The organism is Nocardia sp. NPDC041819 (assembly GCF_055590505.1).
In genome coordinates, this window is sequence record NZ_JBVJAP010000001.1 from 818,057 (window position 1) to 837,855 (window position 19,799).

At 70.5% G+C, this 19,799-nt stretch carries 20 protein-coding genes; 12 read left to right on the top strand and 8 right to left on the bottom strand.

Going from position 1 to position 19,799, the window contains the following annotated elements:
* Positions 1 to 195: 195 nt before the first annotated feature.
* A complete protein-coding gene (gene dxs / locus ACZ6DL_RS03905; RefSeq protein WP_466048818.1) occupies positions 196 to 2,094 on the top strand; it encodes a 1-deoxy-D-xylulose-5-phosphate synthase in 1,899 nt (632 codons plus the stop codon).
* A gap of 19 nt (positions 2,095 to 2,113) precedes the next feature.
* On the opposite strand, the gene ACZ6DL_RS03910 is transcribed toward dxs, so the two are convergent.
* Positions 2,114 to 3,352 carry an HRDC domain-containing protein gene (locus ACZ6DL_RS03910; protein ID WP_062976048.1) on the bottom strand — a complete coding sequence of 413 codons (1,239 nt, stop codon included), beginning with the start codon at positions 3,350 to 3,352 and terminating at the stop codon, positions 2,114 to 2,116.
* Positions 3,353 to 3,491: 139 nt separating this feature from the next.
* Positions 3,492 to 4,130 carry a DUF3000 domain-containing protein gene (locus tag ACZ6DL_RS03915; protein ID WP_466048819.1) on the bottom strand — a complete coding sequence of 213 codons (639 nt, stop codon included), beginning with the start codon at positions 4,128 to 4,130 and terminating at the stop codon, positions 3,492 to 3,494.
* Between the two features lie 132 nt (positions 4,131 to 4,262).
* Here ACZ6DL_RS03915 and hemE point away from each other — a divergent pair, with 132 nt between their 5' ends.
* The 6 genes from hemE to hemQ all read left to right on the top strand — a co-directional run bounded on the left by hemE (position 4,263) and on the right by hemQ (position 8,965).
* Positions 4,263 to 5,318: a uroporphyrinogen decarboxylase gene (gene hemE, locus ACZ6DL_RS03920; protein ID WP_466048821.1), complete on the top strand. Its 1,056-nt coding sequence runs from the start codon at positions 4,263 to 4,265 to the stop codon at positions 5,316 to 5,318.
* Positions 5,319 to 5,502: 184 nt separating this feature from the next.
* Positions 5,503 to 6,864, top strand: a complete 1,362-nt coding sequence (locus ACZ6DL_RS03925) for a protoporphyrinogen oxidase (RefSeq protein ID WP_466048823.1) — start codon at positions 5,503 to 5,505, stop codon at positions 6,862 to 6,864.
* A gap of 178 nt (positions 6,865 to 7,042) precedes the next feature.
* Positions 7,043 to 7,279, top strand: a complete 237-nt coding sequence (locus tag ACZ6DL_RS03930) for an Rrf2 family transcriptional regulator (protein WP_466048825.1) — start codon at positions 7,043 to 7,045, stop codon at positions 7,277 to 7,279.
* A gap of 11 nt (positions 7,280 to 7,290) precedes the next feature.
* Complete coding sequence (locus ACZ6DL_RS03935; RefSeq protein ID WP_466048826.1) at positions 7,291 to 7,431, top strand: hypothetical protein; 141 nt, start codon at positions 7,291 to 7,293, stop codon at positions 7,429 to 7,431.
* Positions 7,432 to 7,449: 18 nt separating this feature from the next.
* Positions 7,450 to 8,265 (top strand): hypothetical protein, encoded by an 816-nt coding sequence (locus tag ACZ6DL_RS03940; protein ID WP_466048827.1) that lies wholly within the window; start codon positions 7,450 to 7,452, stop codon positions 8,263 to 8,265.
* 4 nt (positions 8,266 to 8,269) lie between these two features.
* Complete coding sequence (hemQ, locus tag ACZ6DL_RS03945) at positions 8,270 to 8,965, top strand: hydrogen peroxide-dependent heme synthase (RefSeq protein WP_466048828.1); 696 nt, start codon at positions 8,270 to 8,272, stop codon at positions 8,963 to 8,965.
* Between the two features lie 85 nt (positions 8,966 to 9,050).
* On the opposite strand, the gene msrB is transcribed toward hemQ, so the two are convergent.
* The 4 genes from msrB to ACZ6DL_RS03965 form a co-directional block, all read right to left on the bottom strand.
* Entirely contained in the window at positions 9,051 to 9,494 is a 444-nt protein-coding gene (msrB, locus tag ACZ6DL_RS03950) for a peptide-methionine (R)-S-oxide reductase MsrB (protein ID WP_466048830.1), read from the bottom strand.
* The gene (locus ACZ6DL_RS03955) at positions 9,491 to 10,849 is read right to left on the bottom strand and encodes a glycosyltransferase family 87 protein (RefSeq protein WP_466048831.1); all 1,359 of its coding nucleotides are present in this window, start codon (positions 10,847 to 10,849) and stop codon (positions 9,491 to 9,493) included. Before ACZ6DL_RS03955 ends, msrB begins: the two co-directional genes overlap by 4 nt.
* Before the next feature lie 66 nt (positions 10,850 to 10,915).
* On the bottom strand, positions 10,916 to 12,463 hold the full coding sequence (locus tag ACZ6DL_RS03960; protein ID WP_466048832.1) for an alpha/beta hydrolase: 1,548 nt from the start codon (positions 12,461 to 12,463) through the stop codon (positions 10,916 to 10,918).
* A 31-nt stretch (positions 12,464 to 12,494) separates the two neighbouring features.
* Positions 12,495 to 13,256 (bottom strand): pyrimidine reductase family protein, encoded by a 762-nt coding sequence (locus ACZ6DL_RS03965; protein ID WP_466048834.1) that lies wholly within the window; start codon positions 13,254 to 13,256, stop codon positions 12,495 to 12,497.
* Between the two features lie 35 nt (positions 13,257 to 13,291).
* On the opposite strand from ACZ6DL_RS03965, the gene zapE reads away from it, so the two are divergent.
* The 3 genes from zapE to ACZ6DL_RS03980 all read left to right on the top strand — a co-directional run bounded on the left by zapE (position 13,292) and on the right by ACZ6DL_RS03980 (position 15,975).
* Positions 13,292 to 14,308, top strand: a complete 1,017-nt coding sequence (gene zapE / locus ACZ6DL_RS03970; RefSeq protein ID WP_357115782.1) for a cell division protein ZapE — start codon at positions 13,292 to 13,294, stop codon at positions 14,306 to 14,308.
* 67 nt (positions 14,309 to 14,375) lie between these two features.
* Positions 14,376 to 15,158 carry a tyrosine-protein phosphatase gene (locus ACZ6DL_RS03975; protein ID WP_466048835.1) on the top strand — a complete coding sequence of 261 codons (783 nt, stop codon included), beginning with the start codon at positions 14,376 to 14,378 and terminating at the stop codon, positions 15,156 to 15,158.
* Between the two features lie 64 nt (positions 15,159 to 15,222).
* Positions 15,223 to 15,975, top strand: coding sequence for an alpha/beta fold hydrolase (locus tag ACZ6DL_RS03980; RefSeq protein ID WP_466048837.1), 753 nt, complete (start codon positions 15,223 to 15,225; stop codon positions 15,973 to 15,975).
* Positions 15,976 to 15,982: 7 nt separating this feature from the next.
* Here the strand turns inward: ACZ6DL_RS03980 and ACZ6DL_RS03985 are convergent, their stop codons facing one another.
* On the bottom strand, positions 15,983 to 16,522 hold the full coding sequence (locus tag ACZ6DL_RS03985; RefSeq protein ID WP_466048838.1) for a GNAT family N-acetyltransferase: 540 nt from the start codon (positions 16,520 to 16,522) through the stop codon (positions 15,983 to 15,985).
* Between the two features lie 30 nt (positions 16,523 to 16,552).
* Between ACZ6DL_RS03985 and ACZ6DL_RS03990 the strand changes: the two genes are divergently transcribed.
* On the top strand, positions 16,553 to 17,062 hold the full coding sequence (locus ACZ6DL_RS03990; protein WP_466048839.1) for an alpha/beta hydrolase family protein: 510 nt from the start codon (positions 16,553 to 16,555) through the stop codon (positions 17,060 to 17,062).
* Between the two features lie 58 nt (positions 17,063 to 17,120).
* Here the strand turns inward: ACZ6DL_RS03990 and ACZ6DL_RS03995 are convergent, their stop codons facing one another.
* Positions 17,121 to 18,350 (bottom strand): MFS transporter, encoded by a 1,230-nt coding sequence (locus ACZ6DL_RS03995; protein ID WP_466048841.1) that lies wholly within the window; start codon positions 18,348 to 18,350, stop codon positions 17,121 to 17,123.
* Positions 18,351 to 18,518: 168 nt separating this feature from the next.
* Here ACZ6DL_RS03995 and ACZ6DL_RS04000 point away from each other — a divergent pair, with 168 nt between their 5' ends.
* Positions 18,519 to 19,751 carry a cytochrome P450 family protein gene (locus tag ACZ6DL_RS04000; protein ID WP_466048842.1) on the top strand — a complete coding sequence of 411 codons (1,233 nt, stop codon included), beginning with the start codon at positions 18,519 to 18,521 and terminating at the stop codon, positions 19,749 to 19,751.
* Positions 19,752 to 19,799 lie beyond the last annotated feature (48 nt).

Genomic DNA, 19,799 nt, shown 5'->3' on the forward strand with positions numbered 1-19,799 from the left:
CACCACCCGGGATCCGTTTGCCGGCGAGGTCACTTGCTCGGCCCGGTCCACCTTGTCGCTCCGTCCGGGTACCGTATGTCGAGGCTCACATTTCGACGCCAGGTCGGTTGGTGTGATCGTTCTCGTGCGGGAGCATCAGCCGCCGCTCCGTAGACTGATCGGATCAGATGCGCTATCCGGAGGGAGCTAGTTCAGGTGGGAGTGCTTTCCCGGGTCGACACGCCCGATGATCTGCGCCGGCTGACCGTGCCGCAAGTGCGCGAGCTGGCGGAGGAGATCCGCGAGTTCCTGGTGCGCAAAGTCGCCGCGACCGGCGGGCACCTCGGTCCGAACCTCGGTGTGGTCGAACTCACCATCGCGCTGCATCGGATCTTCGACTCACCGGCCGACCCGTTGATCTTCGACACGGGGCACCAAGCCTACGTGCACAAGATCCTGACCGGGCGCAAGGATCAGTTCGATTCGCTGCGCAAGCAGGGCGGCCTGTCCGGCTACCCCAGCAGAGCGGAGAGCGCCCACGACTGGGTGGAGTCCTCGCACGCGTCCGCCGCGTTGTCCTACGCCGACGGTCTGGCGAAGGCGTTCGCGCTGAGCGGGCAGGACCGGCACGTGGTGGCGGTCGTCGGCGACGGCGCGCTCACCGGCGGCATGTGCTGGGAGGCGCTCAACAATATCGCCGCCGCCCCGGACCGCCCGGTGGTCGTCGTGGTCAACGACAACGGCCGCTCCTACGCGCCCACCATCGGCGGCCTGGCCGAACGGCTGACCGCGCTGCGCACCCAGCCCGCCTACGAGCACGCGCTCGACGCGGGCAAGCGCATCCTGAAGAGCATTCCGCGGGTGGGGGAATCGGCGTACTCGATGGTGCACGCGGTGAAGGCGGGCATCAAGGACGCGGTGAGCCCGCAGGAACTGTTCAGCGATCTCGGCCTCAAGTACGTCGGGCCGGTGGACGGCCACGACGTCGTCGCCCTGGAGTCCGCGCTGCGCCGGGCCAAGGACTTCGGCGGCCCCGTCGTGGTGCACGCGGTAACGCAGAAGGGCCGCGGCTACGCGCCCGCCGAGAACCATGTCGCCGACCAGATGCACGCCTGCGACCCCATTGATCCGCTGACCGGCGTTCCCGTCGGCGGTCCGAAGGCGCGCGGCTGGACCTCGGTGTTCTCCGAGGAGCTGATCGCGCACGCCGAGCGCCGCGCCGACATCGTCGCCATCACCGCGGCGATGCCGGGCCCGACCGGGCTGGCCGCGTTCGGCGAGCGCTTCCCCGACCGGATGTTCGACGTCGGCATCGCCGAACAGCACGCCATGGCCTCCGCCGCGGGGCTCGCGCTCGGCGGCATGCATCCGGTGGTGGCGATCTACTCGACGTTCCTCAACCGCGCCTTCGACCAGTTGCTGATGGATGTGGCGCTGCTGAAGCAGCCGGTCACCGTGGTGCTGGACCGCGCGGGCATCACCGGCTCCGACGGCGCCAGCCACAACGGCATGTGGGACCTCTCGGTCCTCGGGATCATTCCCGGCATCCGGGTCGCCGCTCCGCGCGACGCCGCGACACTGCGGGAGGAACTGGCCGAGGCGCTGGCAGTCAACGACGGGCCGACCGCGCTGCGTTTCCCGAAAGGCAGTGTGGCCGAAGACATCTCGGCGGTCGAACGACTCGACGGCATCGACGTGCTGCGCATGGCGGAGCCGGACGGCGGCTCCGTGCAGGCGGTGCACGGCGATGTCCTGCTCGTCGCGGTGGGCTCCTTCGCCGGTGCGGCCCTGGAAGCGGCGAACCTGCTCGATTCCGAAGGGATCTCGGTCACCGTCCTCGACCCGCGCTGGGTGCTGCCGGTCTCCGACACCCTGCTGAAGCTCGCGGAGAACTACCGGATGGTGGTCACGCTGGAGGACGGTGGGCTGCACGGCGGCATCGGCTCCACGGTGTCGGCTCGCCTGCGCAACTCGGGGCTGGACATCCCGGCCCGCGACCTCGGTGTTCCGCAGCAGTTCCTCGACCACGCCGCACGCGGCGAAGTGCACGCCGAACTCGGCCTCACCGGCCCGGATATCGCCCGGCGGATCAGCGGGTGGCTCGCCGCTCGCTGACGCCGGAGGCGAGCGGGGGCTAGTCCGACGGCGGCAGCGCCGCGGCCAGCCGCGCAACGGCCAGCTCTCGTTGCCACGGCCGGGCGCCGCCGGACTTCAGGAATCCGTCGACGGCGGAGGGTTCGACCGCGGCGTAGTCGGGCAGCCCGTCCCAGCACAGGCGGCGGACCAGGTCCGGCGCGAGCAAGTTCTCCACCGGGATCGAGTGTTCGGTCGACAGGTCACCCATGGCGGCTCGTGCCCGGGTCAGGCGGGCCGCCGCGGCCGGATCACGGCGTTCCCAGCGGTTGACCGGCGGCGGGCCGTCGAACGGCTGGGTGAGCGGCGGCAGGTCGCTGTCCGGCAAGGTGCGGCCGCGCTCGATCGCGGCGAGCCATTCGCGGGAGTACCGGCGCTGCCGTGGTCCACCGAACACCGGCAGGGTGCGCAACTGCGCGATGTTTCTGGGCTCCGCGGTGGCCGCGGCGATGATCGCGGCATCCGGCAGGATGCGAGCTGGCGCCACATCGCGGGCGCGGGCCAGCGCGTCCCGGGCGGTCCACAGCTCGCGCACCACCGCGAGCTGCCTGGTGCGGCGCAGCGTGTGGATGCCCGAGGTGCGCCGCCAGCGCTCGGCCTTCGGCGCGGGCGGGTCCAAGGTGCGAATGTGCTCGAATTCCTGTGCCGCCCAATCCATTTTGCCCTGCTCGTCGAGAGCTTCGGCCACGGCGTCGCGCAGTTCCAGCAACAGTTCGACATCCAGGGCGGCGTAGTTCAGCCATTCGGCGGGCAGCGGTCGGGTGGACCAGTCGGCCGCCCCGTGTCCCTTGCGCAGCGCCCGGCCCAGCAGCCGTTCCACCATCGCGGCGAGCCCGACGCGCTCGAAACCCGCCAGGCGTCCGCCCAACTCGGTGTCGAAGAGCCGGGCCGGGCGCAAGCCGAGTTCGGCCAGCCCCGGGAGATCCTGGTCGGCGGAGTGCAGTACCCACTCCAGGCCGTTGATCGCGTCGGCCAGCGGGCCGAGTGCGTCGGTGACCGGGATGGGGTCGATGAGGAACGTGCCCGCGCCCGCGCGGCGCAATTGGATCAGATACGCGCGCGCCGAATAGCGGAACCCGGAGGCGCGCTCGGCGTCCACGGCGAGCGGGCCGGTGCCCGCCACCAGCCGGGCGGCGGCTGCGCTGATCTCGGCGGCGGTGTCCAGTACCGGTGGCACGCCCTCCACCGGCGCGAGCAGCGGCGTCGCGGCCGAGGGTTCGGATTGGTCTGGTACGGACATGGTGTTGAACTCTACGTGCCGACTCTACGGCGCCGCCGTCCTATCGGCGCATAAGTGTGTCGACGGATCGGGCGCGATGTGCCCGGTGAAGCGGGTGAGGGTGATTCCGGCGCAGGTCACGCCACACCGGCGGGCGTGCTCATGGACGATCGCCGGACAAGCCGGGTGGTACCCGCAGCTGGGTCACCCCGGCCGGGGGTAGTCCCGCCGCGTAGGCCAGCACCTCGCAGAACGCCTCCAGGTGCGGGCGCAGATCGGTGGTGACGGGCGTCCACGAGGCGCGTAGTTCCAGCTGATGGGCGCGCGGTGGCCCGGCGATGTCTCCATAGCGCACCGAGCTGGTCGAGGTCACCGTGCCGCCCAGCGCGGTGAACGGCTCGGTCCGTGACTCCAGCGCGTCCACCAGCCAGCTCCACGCCACCTCTGGTAGCAGGGGGTCGGTGGCGAGCGCGGCGTCGATGTCGGCCTGGATGTAGGCGACCAGACGGAGGGTGCCGTGCCAGGTGTCGTCGCCGTCCGGATCGTGCAGCAGGATCAATCTGCCGAACGCGTCGCCTTCGGAATCGATCGGCACGACAGGGGTTTCCGGATGGGAGACCTCGGCGCCGATGGCGTAGGAGTACGGTGCGAGCCGTTGCGGCGGCCGGATGGGCGCGAGCTCGATCCGAGGGTGCACGGTTGCGGTGGCCATCGCCTCGACCGCGGCGCGAAATTGAGCTGGCTCGCCATGAGGTCCCTCGGTCGGTGCGGCGCCGTCGCGGAAGTCGAGCGGTGTCACGACTGCTGACGGTAGACCTTGTGCCCCCCGTGCAGTCGGAGGCGCGCCGCTACGGGCCGGGCGGCGTCTGCGCTGTCATCGCTGCCGCCTCCGCGTCCGCCCCTCCTGCCGGGCCCGCATACGATAGCCGTGATGAGCACTCATACCCGCCGCCGGTTGACCGATGCCCCGTTCCTGGCCGCCGCTACCGGCGCGACGCCGAGCAGGCGTCCGGTGTGGTTCATGCGCCAGGCCGGCCGCTCGCTGCCCGAGTACCGCGAGGTGCGCGCGGGCGTCGGGATGCTCGAGTCCTGCTTCGACCCGGAGCTGGTGTGCGAGATCACCCTCCAGCCGATTCGCAGGCACCAGGTCGACGCGGCGATCTTGTTCTCCGACATCGTCGTTCCGCTCAAAGCGGCGGGGATCGATCTGGACATCGTGCCCGGCGTCGGCCCGGTGGTCGCCGCGCCCGTGCGGACGGTCGGCGACGTGCGCGCACTGCCCCGGTTGCGCCCCGAGGAGGTCGGGGCGGTCACCGACGGCGTGCGACTGCTGGTCGACGCGCTGGGGGAGACGCCGCTGATCGGCTTCGCGGGCGCGCCGTTCACCCTGGCCTCCTACCTGGTCGAGGGCGGTCCGAGCAAGAACCACGAGCGCACCAAGGCGATGATGTACGCCGACCCGCAGACCTGGCACGCGCTGCTCGGCGCGCTCACCGACATCACCATCGCGTTCCTGCAGGCCCAGTTGGCGGCCGGCGTGGACGCGGTGCAGTTGTTCGACTCCTGGGCGGGCGCGCTCTCGCTGGCCGACTACCGCGATTTCGTACTCCCGCATTCGGAGCGGGTGTTCGCCGAGATCGCCGAAGCGGGGGTGCCGCGCATCCACTTCGGGGTAGGGACCGGCGAGCTGCTCGGTGCCATGGGCGAGGCGGGCGCCGACGTGGTCGGTGTCGATTGGCGGGTGCCGCTGACCGAGGCCGTCCGCCGCGTCGGGCCCGGAAAGGCGTTGCAGGGCAACCTCGATCCCGCCGTGCTGTTCGCTGGCCCCGCCGCCGTCGAGGCGCATGCCCGGCGGATCGCGCGCGAAGCGGACGAGGCGATCACGCTCGGCGCCACCGGGCACATCTTCAACCTGGGCCACGGGGTGCTCCCGGAGACCGATCCGGGCGTGCTGACCGCCTTGGTGGAACTCGTGCACGAGCTGTAGGGGAAGGCACAGCGGGGAGACTCGTCGAATCGAGCAGGGTTCCGGTTCGCAGTGGCCGGTTCCGTCCGGCCCGGGTAGGAGCCGCGTGCGGCGCGGCTGCTGTCGCCGTGGACGCGATGTGTCCCGGGTCATCGGGCGGCGACCGTCGGACGGTCGCCGTGGCGGGACACGATACGGTCGAGGCATGCGTATCGCGGTGGTCGGCGGTGGGATCAGCGGACTGGTGGCCGCGTATCGATTGCGGACGTTGTTCGGGCCGGATGCCGACGTGGTCGTGCTCGATCGCGCCGAACGGGTCGGTGGCATCCTCTATACCGGTGAACTGGCCGGAGAGCCATTGGATCTCGGCGCGGAAGCGTTCGTCGGCCGACGGCCGGAGGTACCCGCCGTGCTGCGGGAACTCGGGCTCGAGTCGCAGTTGGTGACGCCTGCCGGTCTGCGGCCGCTGCTGTGGTCCTCCGGAGCCGCCCATCCGCTTCCGGAGGGCACGTTGATGGGTGTTCCGTCGAACGCCGAGTCGATGCGCGATCTGGTCGACGCCGAGACGCTGCGGCGGATCGCCGCCGAACCCGATCGGCCGCTGACCTGGGAGCCGGGCTCCGATATCGACGTCTACCAACTGGTCGCCGACCGCTTCGGCACGCAAGTCGCCGAGCGCAGCGTGGACCCCCTGCTCGGTGGCGTGTACGCGGGAAGCTCCCGATCCATCGGTGTCCGTGCCGCGCTGCCCACCCTCGCCGCCGCGCTGGACAACGGCGCGACCAGCCTCACCGCCGCCGTCGGTGCCGCGCTGCCACCGCCTTCGAGCGCACCGGTCTTCGGTGCCCTCCGCGACGGGTACCGCGTGCTGCTCGAGGCACTCGCCGAACGCTCCGAGGCGAGGTTCGTCACCGCGACCCCGGGGACGCGTCTGGCCAGGGGCCTGCGCGGTTGGGTGGTCGACCCGATCGGCGCCGTCGACGCGGTGGTGCTCGCTACCCCGGCGCCGGTGACCGCGCGACTGCTGAAGACCGTGGCCCCCGCCGCCGCGGCGGAACTGGCGGGCGTCGAACTCTCCTCGTCGGCGGTGGTCGCGCTGGCGCTGCCCCGCGAGACCGCGCTGCCGCGGAACTCCGGCATCCTGGTGGCCACCGGAGAGCCGCTGCGCGCGAAGGCGTTCACGCTGTCCAGCCGCAAATGGACACATCTCGCGCGACGCGAAACGGCCCTCGTTCGCGTCTCATTCGGCAAGTTCGGGGACGACTCCCCGCTGTCGTGGCCCGATGCGGAACTCGTCGCGGCCGCCACCGAGGACCTGGCTACCGTCACCGGGGCAGCCATCGAGCCGATCGAGGCTGTTGTGCGGCGCTGGCCGGGCGGCCTCGCCCAGTACGCGCCCGGCCATCCGGCCCGCATCGCGGCCGTCGAAGCCGAGGTCGCGGCGCTCGACGGGCTGGCGGTCGCGGGCGCGTACCTGCACGGTGTCGGGGTGCCCGCGTGCGTCGCCTCCGGCACGGCCGCCGCGCAGCGGATCGCGGCGACGGTCGGTGCGGGCAGCGCACGCTGAGTGGACCCCGGGTCGCGCCCGCTCGTTCACTCCGGGGCGGGGCGATACCGCCGGTGTGATTCTCCGCTTTTCCCGGGCCTGCTCGGCAATTCCCGATGAAAATGCGCACGAATCGGCGTAATTAAGAACACTTCGCAGGTATGCGGAATCGGGGGAATTCGCCGGTAGCGTGATCGGCATGCGGCTCTCGCACTTCACCGATATCGGTTTGCGCACCATCATGCGGCTGGCGGTCGAGGACGAGAAGAATTCCAGGGTGACCACCAAGCTCATCGCGCGGCAGGTAGGCGCGTCGGAAAAGTATGTGGCCGAAGCGGTTTCCCGGCTGGTCGAGCTGGGCCTGGTACAGGCGCACCTCGTCGACGGCCGGGTTGCTGCATTTACTCGTCCGGCCGACGGCGGATGTTTCCCCTGAGATCGGCCACCATGCTGTCGCGGATCGCGCACAAGCACGCGTCCCTCGGAGTGACTCCGGAGCAGTACCGGATCGTGCGCGACAACCTGTTCGCCGCCATCGTGGACGTGCTCGACGCCGACGTGGTCGACGAGACGGTCGCGGCGGCCTGAGATCGGGTCTACTGGCTGATGGCCGACACCCTGATCGACCAGGAGAAGGGGCTCTACGCCGAGGCGGGCGTGGATTCCGGCGACGTCTTCCGGGATGTGCGCGTCCTGGCACGTGACGAGGACCCCTCCGGGGTCGCCGTCTTCACCGTCGAGTCCGCGGACCCGGCCACCGAGCTGCCGGGCTTCGTTCCGGGACAGTACGTTTCGGTCGGCGCGCGCCTTCCCGACGGCGCGCGCCAGCTGCGTCAGTACAGCCTGGTCGGGCGGCCGCGCGAGGGCGCGCTGTCGTTCGCCGTCAAACGGGTCGAGGCGGCCGATGGCTGCCCAGCGGGCGAGGTGTCCTCGTGGCTGTACCGGCAGCTGCGCCCCGGCGACCCGTTGCAGATCACTCTCCCGTTCGGCGATGTCGTCGTCGATACCGCCGCGACGACGCCCCTGGTGCTGATCTCCGGCGGAATCGGCGTGACCCCGACGGTCGGCATCCTGGAATACCTCGCCGCCCACGCCCCATGGCGGCGCACCCTGATCGTGCACGCGGACCGTGGACCGGGCACCCATGCGCTGCGCCATCGGCTCCGGCAACTCGCTACCCGGCTAGAACAGGCCGATATCGAAATCTGGTACGAGGAACCGGCTCCCGGCGCGCGGCACGGCAGGGTCGATCTCTCGGCACTGAGCCTGCCCGGCGACGCCGACGTCTACGTCTGCGGTCCGCTCATGTTCCTGCGCGATATCCAGCGTCAGCTGCGCGCCGTCGGGATCCCGGACGCCCGGGTGCACATCGAGAAGTTCACGCCCGGCGACGCGGGTGCTCCGGAGCGAGTGGCACGATAGTGCTATGGCGCGACTCGACTATCAAGCTCTCAACTCCACCATCCGCTACCTGATGTTCTCGGTCTTCCAGGTGCAGCCCGGAGTGCTGGGCGAGGACCGGGACGCCGCGACCAAGGAGGCCAAGGCGTTCTTCGACGGTCTCGCCGACCGCGATGTGGTGGTCCGCGGCATCTACGACGTGGCAGGGATGCGCGCCGACGCCGATTTCATGATCTGGACGCACGCCGAGCGGATCGAGGACCTGCAGGCCGTTTACGCCGACTTCCGCCGCACCACCGAGCTGGGCCGGGCCAGCGCGCCGGTCTGGAGCAACGCGGCGCTGCACCGTCCCGCCGAGTTCAACAAGAGCCACATCCCGGCGTTCCTGGCCGGCGAGGAGCCGGGCGCCTACATCTGCGTGTACCCGTTCGTCCGGTCCTACGAGTGGTATCTGCTGCCCGACGAGGAACGCCGCCGGATGCTGGCCGAGCACGGCAAGGCGGCGCGTGACTACCCGGACGTGCGGGCCAACACCGTCAGCTCGTTCGCGCTCGGCGACTACGAGTGGATCCTGGCGTTCGAGGCGCCCGAACTGCACCGCATCGTCGATTTGATGCGCGATCTGCGGGCCACCGACGCCCGGCGGCACGTGCGCGAGGAGATCCCGTTCTTCACCGGCCCCCGCGTCGAGGTCGAGGGACTGATCGCCGCTCTGCCCTGATGCCGCACCGGACGGCTTGCCCAGAGTTTTCGGGGCATGCGCCCAGCGGCTGGAACTCCGTACGCTGCCGGTGAGCGTCGGGCTGTTACTCCGCTGCGCTGTCCGAGGGGTGCAGTCGCAGGGCGATGGAGTTGATGCAGTAGCGCTTGTCGGTGGGCGTGTTGTACCCCTCGCCCTCGAACACGTGGCCGAGGTGGCTGTGGCAGTTCGCGCACAGCACTTCGACCCGGTGCATGCCGAGCGAGTCGTCCGACCGGAGAATCACCGCGTCGGACGCCGCCGGATCGAAGAAGGACGGCCAGCCGCAGTGCGAGTCGAACTTCTCGGTGCTGCGGAACAACTCGGCGCCGCAGGCCCGGCACACGTAGACGCCCTCGGTCTCGGTGTCGGTGTACTCGCCGACGAACGGCCGCTCGGTGGCGGCCTCGCGTAGCACCGCGTACTCCTCGGGGTCCAGCTTCACTCGCCATTCCTGCGGCGTGAGCTGAATGCGCGGCGCGGGCAGGGACGTCTCGGCTTCGGAACTCATGGTTCCACGCTAATACGATTCTGCTCCACCGGCGCCGAGCCGTTGTGTGGCCTGGGGGTTTCCGCGGCCGGGGCCGAGTCGGCCGCCGGGACGGGACGCTGCGGCGCCTCGCCGCGCGGGTCCGGCGCGGACCTCATCCACGCGGGATCGATGCCGAACGGCAGCCTGCCTTCCCGCCGCGCGGCCAGATAGCGGTCGCCGAGCACACAGAACACCACGATGAGCAGCAGACCCCAGCCGAAGGTGATGCGCAGGTACTCCACGTTGCGGCCGATGTGCTGCCAGCGGTCCGACAGCCACTTGTCGTAGCTCATGAACCCGAAGATCGCCAGCCAGGCCGGCCAGTTGCGCAGCACCGAGTTGCGCAGCACCACCGTCATCAGGAACGGGAACAGCATCATCGAGTAGTACATCTGCCCCAGCGAGCTGAGCAGGAACGAGGCGGTCAGCAGCACGCCGGAGGCGGTGCAGACGAAGAACAGCTCGTCCTCGCGGTAGTAGCGGTACAGCAGCCACAGCGAGATCAGCACGAGCACACCGAGCACCACGCGCATTCCCCAGGTCAGCCATGGCGGCAGCCCGTAGTACTCGCCGTTGCCGACGATCGCGCTGTTGAAGTAGTCGCGCGATTCGAAGATGTAGGGCGCGGTGCGGGTGAGGAACTTCTCCGGATCCTTCGACAGCGGCCAGGCGATCGCGGTCAACGCCAGCGGCACGCCGAGCGCGGTGACGAACACCTTCCACTGCCCGCGCGCGAGCGCGATCAAAAGCAACGGAGCGAGTGTCGGTTTGACCGCGATACTCAATCCGAGCGCGGCGCCCGCCCACAGGTCTCGTCGTTTCAGCAGCAGGTGGATGAAGATCAGCTCGGCCAGCAGCACACAGCCGTTGACGTTGGTGAACACGAGTGTGTTGATCACGGTCTCGGACGTGAACATCGCCAGCAGCAGCGCGGGTGCGGCGACCGAGTTCAGCGTGTAGCGGAACAGCCGCAGCAGCAGGTACCAGGCGATGAGAATCGCGATCGCGTTCAGGGCGATGAACAGCCAGCGCGACTTCTCGTAGTCGATGGCCGCGATCGGCGCGATCAGCAGGGTGCCGCTGGGCGGGTACAGATAATGCGGGTCCACCGAGTCGAAGTTCGCGGTGTACACCGGACGCCCGTTCAAGAAGTCGAGCGACGCCTGGTAGACCGGCCGGTAGTCGTCGGTGATGAAGCCGTTGACAGCCTTGATGAAAACCCGGTTCAGCACGGTCATGACCGCCAGGGGCCAGAGTGCGAACTTGATCACCTCGGCGGTGGTGCGAGCGGTCCGGGGCTCGAGCGGTCGAAGGAACACTGGGGCACGGTACACCGGATCGGTTACCGGCGGTTGGCCGGACCTGCCCGAGTCGCCGCTCGATCGGCCGCTCGAGCGGCGCTAGGCCGGGCAGGCGGTACCGTCTGCGGGGAGTTTGCCGTCCTTCAGATAGTCGACGACCGCCCGCTGCGCGCAGCCCGAGTGCGTGGCCACCGGATGACCGAAGCCCTGCCAGGACAGCGCCGCGTGACGGGCGCCGGCGGAACCGAGCGCGCCGGTCACCGACGACTGACCACCGTTGCCGACCACCGGGTCGGCGACCCCGCCGAGCACGAGCACCGGGATATCCAGCTTCTCCGGCATCGGTGGTGCGGTCGACACCGGCCAGGCGGCGCACTCCATCAGTCCGATGGCCGCCGCTTTGCCGAAGACGGGATACTTGCCCGCCCAGGTGCCTGCGAGCTCGGTGGCCTTGTCCGGCGTCGGCGGCAGCTGCGTGTCGGTGCACCGGTTGACGAACTGACCGTCGCTCGCGATGGCCGCGCTTTCCCGGGTGATCAGAGCGTCCAGCGGGCCCCGGTCGCCGCGTCCGGCCGCGGCGAGCGTGTCGGACAGCTCGGCGACCCGAGCGGCCTGGTCGGCACGCGGGCTGCCGAGAAAGCCCGACACCGCGGTGAGCAGGGCGTTCGCCGAGATGTCGCCGAGGCCACCGCTCCCGGCCCGGTTCACCAGATCGATGACCGCGGCGCGCGGGTCGGCGCCGAGCGAGCAGCCGACGCCGACGCAGCGCTGCGCGAACGCCGTCAGCGCCGCCTCGGCGCCCTGCACGGCTTGTTCGGCACGGGTGACGGAGTCGGTCCCGACCGGCTCGGGGGAGTCGAGCGTCAGCCGGGCGAGATGGTCACCGTATTTGCGGGCATAGCTGAGCGCGACCTTCGCGCCGTTGCCCGTGCCCAGTAGCGCGATGTGCTCCACCTGCCACTGCCTGCGCAATTGTTCGATGTCGTCGGCGGCGTGCGGAGCGTCGAAGGCGCCCTCGTAGGGCTGCAGGAAGTCGCGGCAGGCGATGGTGCCGTCCTGGCTCAGCTTCGTCATCCGCGCCACCGGGTCGCCCGCGGACTGGGCGTTCTCGGCCAGGCCGCGGCGGATGTCCGCGGGCAGGCAGTCGATCGGCTGTGAGGTGCCGATACCGCGCCGGTCCACCGCGACGATCGGGCGGGCGGCCAGCAGCGCGGAGGCCGGGCCCGCGGCCAATCCGGCCAGGGTGGCGGAGGAGGAGCGATCCGAACCGGAGGTGAGCACCAGCGGCGGCGCGTCGGCGGGGGTCTGCGCCAGCCTGGCCCGCAACGCGCCGGCGCGGAAGCTGCCCAGCACCGCGCCGGTCGAGTCGATCGGGGTGGAGTACTCGGCGCAGTCGAGCACCAGCCCCGCGGGCGCGGGACCGAGCCCGAGTTGATCCAAGGTCGGCTGGGTGCATTCACGCCAGCTGAGGTCGGTCTTGGGCAGCTCGGCGCTCGGCGGCGGCGCGGGTGCGGCGGAGGTCGTCGCGGTGCCCGCGACGGGCGGGCGCTGCACCGCGACACCGGGACGATCCGACGGTCCCGCGCCGCAACCGGCGGTCACGATCGAGAGGGTGGCGGCAAGCACGGCGGCCCGAGTCCAGCGCATTGCTACAGCCTGCCAGGTTCGGGTGGTTCTTTCATCGACGGGCCCACCGGGTGAGCATCGTGCCGTCGTCGTCCAGCAGCACGTGCGCGCGCGTCATACGGACGCGGAACTCGTGGGCGGACAGCGAGATTCGCCGCGCCGCGCCGCCGACCAGCAGCGGTGCGGTGGTCATGCAGAGTTCGTCGACCACGTCGGCCTCCAGCAGCTCACCGAACAGGTGCGGGCCGCCCTCGGTGAGCACACGCAGCAGGCCGCGCTCGGTGAGTACCCGCAGCAGGCCGGCCGGCGTCACCGCGATGTCACCCGCTTCGATCACCTCGGCGCCCGCGTCCGCCAAGCGCTGTTTGCAGTCGGCGGGTGCGGTGACCGTCGTGATGATCAGTGGCGGCACCTGGGTATCGGTGAACAGGCGCGCGCCCGGGTCGAGCGCCGCGCTCGCCGTGACCACCGCGATCGGCGGCGGGGTGCCGTCGGGATGGCCCCCGATGCCACGCTCGTGGAACGCGCGCCTGCGCGCCGGATCGGTACGCGCCCCGCCGTAGTTCTCCGCGCGCGCCGTGCCCGCGCCCACCACGATCACCTCCGCCAGTTCCCGCAGCAACATGAACACTGTCCGGTCGGCCGGCGTGCCCAGTCCTTCGGTGAGGTTCCCGCTGGTCGCCGCGCCGTCGATGCTGGAGACGAAATTGGCCCTGACCAAAGGCGCGTCGAGCGCGGTGGGGAAGGCGTACAACTGCGCGAGGTCGTCGGGGCTGAGTCCTGTGAGCTGGATCGCATTCTGGCTACGCTGCATGAGACCAGATCACACCACGTCTCTAGGCTTCGTTCATGCAAGAACGCCTCGTCGATCGGCACCCGGAGGTCCCGGCCGATCAGCTCGTCGCCCAGATGGTGCCTCCGCCCATGTTCGACGAGGTGAGCTTCGCCTCCTACATCCCCGACCCGAAGGAACCGAGCCAGGCGGCCGCTGTCGGCAAGGCCGAGGAGTTCGCCGGGCAGGTCGCCAAGATCAGCAAGGCCGCCAACAAGAAGAGCTTCTTCGGTAAGAAGAAGCAGGTCAGCGGCGCGGGCCTGTATCTGGACGGTGGGTTCGGTGTCGGCAAGACCCACCTGCTGGCCTCGATCTTCCACAGCTCGCCCGCGCCCAAGTCGTTCGGCACGTTCGGCGAGCTGACCAATCTGGTCGGCGCGCTCGGTTTCGCCAACGCTCTCGAGCGCCTGTCGGGCAACAGCGTGCTGTGCATCGACGAATTCGAACTCGACGATCCCGGCGACACCATGCTGGTATCCCGGTTGCTCACCGAACTGTCCGCCGCCGGCGTCTCGATCGCGGCCACGTCGAACACCTTGCCTGGTCAGCTCGGCGAAGGACGTTTCGCCGCACAGGATTTCCTGCGCGAGATCAAGAAGCTCGGCGCCATCTTCGAGGCGGTGCGCGTCGACGGGCCGGACTACCGCCACCGCGACCTGCCGCCCGCCCCGGCGCCCACCGCGCCGGAGGTGCTTGCCGAGCGGGCCGCGAGCACACCGGGCGCCACCCTCGACGAGTTCGACGCGCTGCTGAAGCACCTCAGCACGCTGCATCCGTCGAAGTACGGCGCGCTGATCTCGGGAGTGTCGTCGGTGTTCGTCTCGAACGTGCATCCGGTCACCGATCAGGCCGTGGCGCTGCGCATCGTGGTGCTGGCCGACCGGCTCTACGACGCGAGCATCCCGGTGACGGTGTCGGGTGCGAAACTCGACGAGATCTTCTCCGCGGAGATGCTCGAGGGCGGTTACCGCAAGAAGTACCTGCGCGCCATCTCGCGCCTTCTCGCGTTGTCGCGGTTCGAAGTCGCGGCCTGACGCCGACCTCGACCCTCCGGCGAGAACGACGGGTGCGAGCCCGAGAACCGATGATTGGAGCAGCCGAATGGCCCCTGGTTTCCGTGCCCCGGTCGCGATGGCAGCCGGTCTGGCGGTCGCCTTCGGACCGGTAGCGGGCATCGCACAGGCCGACCCGCCCGCGGCCGTCGTAGCCGATCCCGCCCTGCATCTGCGGGGGGTGCAGAACGCCCGGGACATCGGCGGGTACCGCACGGCCGACGGCCGGATCGTGCGCACCGGTCTGGTGTTTCGCACCGGGCAGCTGAACAACGCGACGCCCGAGGATCTGGCCGCGCTGAGCGATCGCCGTGTGCGCTCCGTCCACGACCTGCGCACGGTCTACGAGCGGGCGCTCGGGCCCGACCGCCTGCCCGCCGGCGCGACGGCGCACTGGGCCGACGTGATCGGCCATGCTCCGCCGGAGGTCGTCGCCACCACGCTCACCGGAGGCGATGGACTGTATCGCGCGTTCATCACCGCGCCGGGCGCGAACGAAGCGTTCGCGTCGGTGCTGCGCGACATCACCGGCGCCGACGGGGCGGTGCTGTTCCACTGCACCGCGGGCAAGGATCGCACCGGCTGGACGGCGGCGGTGCTGCTCACCCTGCTCGGAGTGGATCGGGCCACCGTCACCGAGGACTTCCTGCTGTCCAACCGGTTCCGCAACGCGAGCCAGGACGATCCGCTCAACGGTGTCCAGGCATCCTGGCTCGACGCCGCCTTCGACCAAGCCGACCAGACCTATGGCAGTTTCGACGCCTACGTCCGGGACGGACTGAGGCTCACCGGCGGCGATATCGCCGTCCTGCGGGCCCGACTGCTGGGCTGAGAGGTGTCTCGGCCCAACCTTCACTTCGGCGGTCCCGGGGCGTGGCGTGCACTACGATCCCCGCATGGCGAAGTTTGAGACATGGGACGGCCTGGAACTCAATTACCGGGTCTGGGAGGGCGAGGGCGTCCCGGTCGTGCTGCAGCACGGGGTGGTCGCGGACACCAACGCGAACTGGATGAGCACCGGCGTGGTCGGGGCCCTGCAAGCCGCCGGGCGCACCGTGGTCTCCCTGGACGCGCGGGGCCACGGTCGCTCCGGCAAGCCGCACGAGGCGGCGCGGTACTCGTGGCAGACCATGGCGCGTGACGTGCGCGCGCTCTACGACGAGCTGGGCTTCGACGAAGTCGCGCAGGTCGGATACTCGATGGGCGGAGTGATCTCGCTGATGGTGGCCGCGACCGACCAGCGGGTGCGGCGGCTGGCCGTCGGCGGCATCGGTTCTGGCGTGCTGGACTGCGGCGGCGTCGACCGCCGCGTGATCGACCTGCCCGACCTGCAGGCCGCGATGACCGGGGACGGCGCGGGCGCGTCGCCGACCGCGAAGATGTTCCGGGTGCTGGCCGACGCGGTGGGGGCCGACGTGGACGCCATCCAGGCGGTGGCGACGGGTCTCGACGACCGTCCCATCGAGACACTGGCGGACGTCACCGTGCCCGCACTGGTGCTGGCGGGCGCCGACGACCCGTTCGCCGCCGAACCCGAGCGCCTCGCCGCGGCGCTGCCGAACGGCGCGCTCGCCGTGGTGCCCGGCGATCACCTGATGGCGGTGGTGAACCCCGCGTTCCACACCGCGCTCGTGGATTTCCTGCGCTGAGCCGGAACTAGAAGACCAGCCGCAGCACGTAGTCGCGATGCACCTGGTTGCCGACGGCGAATGTCCTGGTGCCCACCTCGGCGAAGCCGTGCTTCGCGTAGAAGCGCCGGGCGCGCGCGTTCTCCTGGTTGACGCCGAGCCAGACGCCGGGATGCCCCTCGGCACGCGCCCAGTCCAGCGCGGCCTGCATCAGTGCGGTGGAGACCCCCGTGCCGTGATGGCCGGGCAGCACGTACATCTTGCTGATCTCCACCATCGGGTGCAGCCCGACCGATGCCACCACCGCCGGGTCGGCCGGGCCGCCCGTGACCAGCATCGCGTACCCGACGATCTCGTCGTCCGCGACGGCTTTGAGCACGATCCTGGCCGGGTCGTTGAGGTATTCGCCGAAGCGTTCGCCCGACAGCGCTTCGCCGACGAAGACATCGATATCGTCGGGCGTCGCCTCGGGCGGACACGCGAGCGGAAAGGTCGCAGCCGCGACGTCGCTGAGTGCTTCCGCGTCCCACAGCCCGGCCCGGTCGACGATGACTGGGAGGTTGCTCATACCTCCATCAGAGCACATGACCAGACGAGAATGTCACTTCACAATCCGGTGGCCGGACTGCAGGACTTCGCGTGGTGCCGTACCGAGCGTCCGGTGCCGGTGGTCGCTTTCCACGGCACCGCGGACCCGATCGTCGCCTACACCGGCGGCACGGGTCCCAACGCCCGGTTCCCGCCTGCCCCGGACGGCTCGGGTTCGGTCGTGCGGCCGGACGCCGGAACGGGCCGCCCGGTGATCACCGGGCCGGGTCCGCAGAGCATTCCGGCGCAGGCGGCGGCATGGGCGCGCCGGAACGGCTGCGGACCCGACCCCGTCGGGCGGCAGATCGCCTCCGACGTCACGCTGTCGAGCTATCCGTGCCCCGCTGGAAGCGCCGTCGAGTTCTACTCGATCATCGACGGCGGGCACACGTGGCCGGGCAATCCGTCCGTGGTGTCGCCCGTGCCGTTGGTCGGCGCCACCACCGCGTCGATCAGCGCCGACGAGATCATGTGGGACTTCTTCCTGGCTCATCCGCTGGAAGGTCCCGTGCACCGCTGAGCGTCACGCGGAACCCACCCGCGGCCACCCGATCAGCACCGACGGCGCCCGCCACGGCCTACCCCGCGCCGGACTCGGTCGGCTGGTCCAGCGTCTGCGGGCGGGGAGGGGTAGGCGCGCTCGCGACGCGCTGGGAGTGGAAGACGCGGGACAGGGCGATCAAAGCCACGGCGAACAGCAGCGGGATCACGAAGCCCGCGCGGTGCCCGGCACTCGCCGCGACCGCACCGACCACGCCGCCGCCCAGCAGGGTCCCCGCATAGTTGAACAGGTTGAGACGCGCGATCAGTGCGTCGAGTTCCCGCCCCGTCGCCAGTTGCCCGGCCGCGCTGAAGCACAACGGGGCGATCACGGGCAGCCCGGCACCCGCCACGAGGAAGCCCGCGATCGCGACAGCCGGACTCGGCGCGGCCACCACGAGCGCCAGGCCGAAAACCCCCATGCCCGCCGCGGTCCGCACCACCTTGCGCGGACCGAAACGGCGCACCAGCGCATCGCCCGCGATTCTGGCGACCAGCGACGTCCCCTGATACGCCGCGAAGGCGAGTGCCGCGGTCGCCGAACCGGCGAGCAGGTCGTCGGTGAGGTACAGGGCCGACCAGTTGCCCACCGCCAGGTCGACGGCGAAGACGAACGCCGCCGCGATCCCGAGTGCGAGATACGCGCGCAACGCGACGGCCGGCCCGGGTGCGGCGGTCTCGATGGGACTGGTCTCCGCGTCCCGCGCGCCGAGCAGCCCCGGCCCCAGCGCCCAGCCGAGCAGTAGCACGATCGCCGCTGCGACGAGCAGCGATTCCCGCAGCGTCACCTCCAGCGCCTCACACCCCGAGACGAACAGCGCCCCGGCAATGGTTCCGGCGCTCCACGCGGCGTAGAACGACGACAGGATGAACGTCCCGTACCCGTGCTGGATGAACACCGCCTGCATGTTGGTGCCGGCGTCGACGATCCCCACCGCCGTCCCGTAGCAGCCGAGCGCTGCCACCAGCAGGGCCGTGTTCGGGGCGAACGCCGCCGCCGAGCCGGTGACGGCCACGAGCAGCAGCCCGATCCGCACCGCCGCGCGGCTGGACCAGCGCAGCGCCAGCCGCTCCGCCAGCACGCTGCCGCCGCCCGCCAGCAGCGAGATCAGCACCACCGAGACGGCGATCACCCCGTCCGAAAGGCCGAAATGCTCCTTCTGCTGCGGCAATTCGGTCAGCACGACGGCGAGGAAGAAGCCCTGCGAACCGAACGCGAACGAGTTCGCGATCCGGGCGCGCCGCAGGCCGGGCGCGATCGAACTCATGGGCGCAGGGTAGCCGGGCAGTGGCGACGGCGCGCGGTGACCCCGGCCGGGCGATCGGCCACGGTGATCGGACGGCACGTCCGGGCGCGCGGCCTGGCCGCCGCCGGTGATCGGTGTCACTATCGAAGGGCCGCAACAACACTCGCGAACCGAGGGGGAACCGACCGGATGAGAGAGCTGCCCGCGGACTTCTTTCACACCCCGCATGCCTTCTACCAGCAGTTGCGCGCCGAGGGGCCGGTGCACCGGATCCGCTTGCGTACCGGCGTTCGCGCCTGGCTGGTGGTCGACTACGACGCCGCCAAGCAGGTACTGCGCCATCCCGACGTCCGCAAGGACCCGCGCACTCCGGTGGGCGCTCACGCACGGCGATCAGCCTCGGGCGACAGCGGCGTCACCGCGGTCAACCAGCGCCTGAGCCACCATCTGCTCAACGCCGACCCGCCGCGGCACTCGCGGCTGCGCAAACTCGTCACCCCGGCGTTCGCACCCGCGCGAACAGAGGCCCTCGCGGAACGGATCGTGGCGATCGCGGAGGATTTGCTCGCCGCGATGGATCGCACCGCGGGCGCAGGGCCCGTCGACCTGCTCGCGGAGTACGCCTTCCCGCTGCCCATCACCGTCATCTGCGAACTGCTCGGCGTGCCGGTCGAGGATCGCGCGCGGTTCCGGGAGTGGTCGGCGGCCGTGGTGGACAGTCCCATGTCCACCCCGGAGGGTATGCGCACCGCGACCGACGCCATCGTCGACTACTTCGATGGGCTGATCGCCCGTCGGCGCGCGGAGTGTCCGGGCGAGGATCTGATCTCGCAGCTGCTGCTCGTCACCGAGGAGGGGGACCGGCTCAGCCCCGACGAGCTGATCTCCATGGCCTTCCTGATCCTGGTGGCCGGTCACGAGACCACGGTGAACCTGATCGGCAACAGCGTGCTGGAACTTCTGGCCGATCCGTCCCGCTATCAGGCCCTGCGCGAGGACCCAGCGGGCGTCGCACCGCTGGTGGAGGAGATGCTGCGCTACAACGGACCGGTCAATGTGGCCACCCTGCGGTACACCACCGCGCCGGTGCGGCTGGGTGACAGCGTCATCCCGGCAGGGGAGCTGGTGCTGGTCTCGGTGGCCTCGGCCAATCACGATGAACAGCACTTCACCGCGCCCGGGGCATTCGACCCGGATCGCGGCGCGAACGGTCACCTGGCCTTCGGCCACGGCATCCACTACTGCCTCGGGGCGGGTCTGGCCCGGCTCGAGGCCCGCGTCGCGCTGACCAGCCTGGTGCGGCACTATCCGCTGCTGCGGCCTGCCTTCGACGACGTGGACCTGCGGTGGCGGGAGAGCATCCTGATCCGCGGGCTGCTCGAGCTTCCCGTCGTTGCGGTGAGTGCGCCCGCAGTACGCTGAGGAGCGGATTCGGTCGACCGACTTTGCTGCGCGCCGCAGGCGACGTAG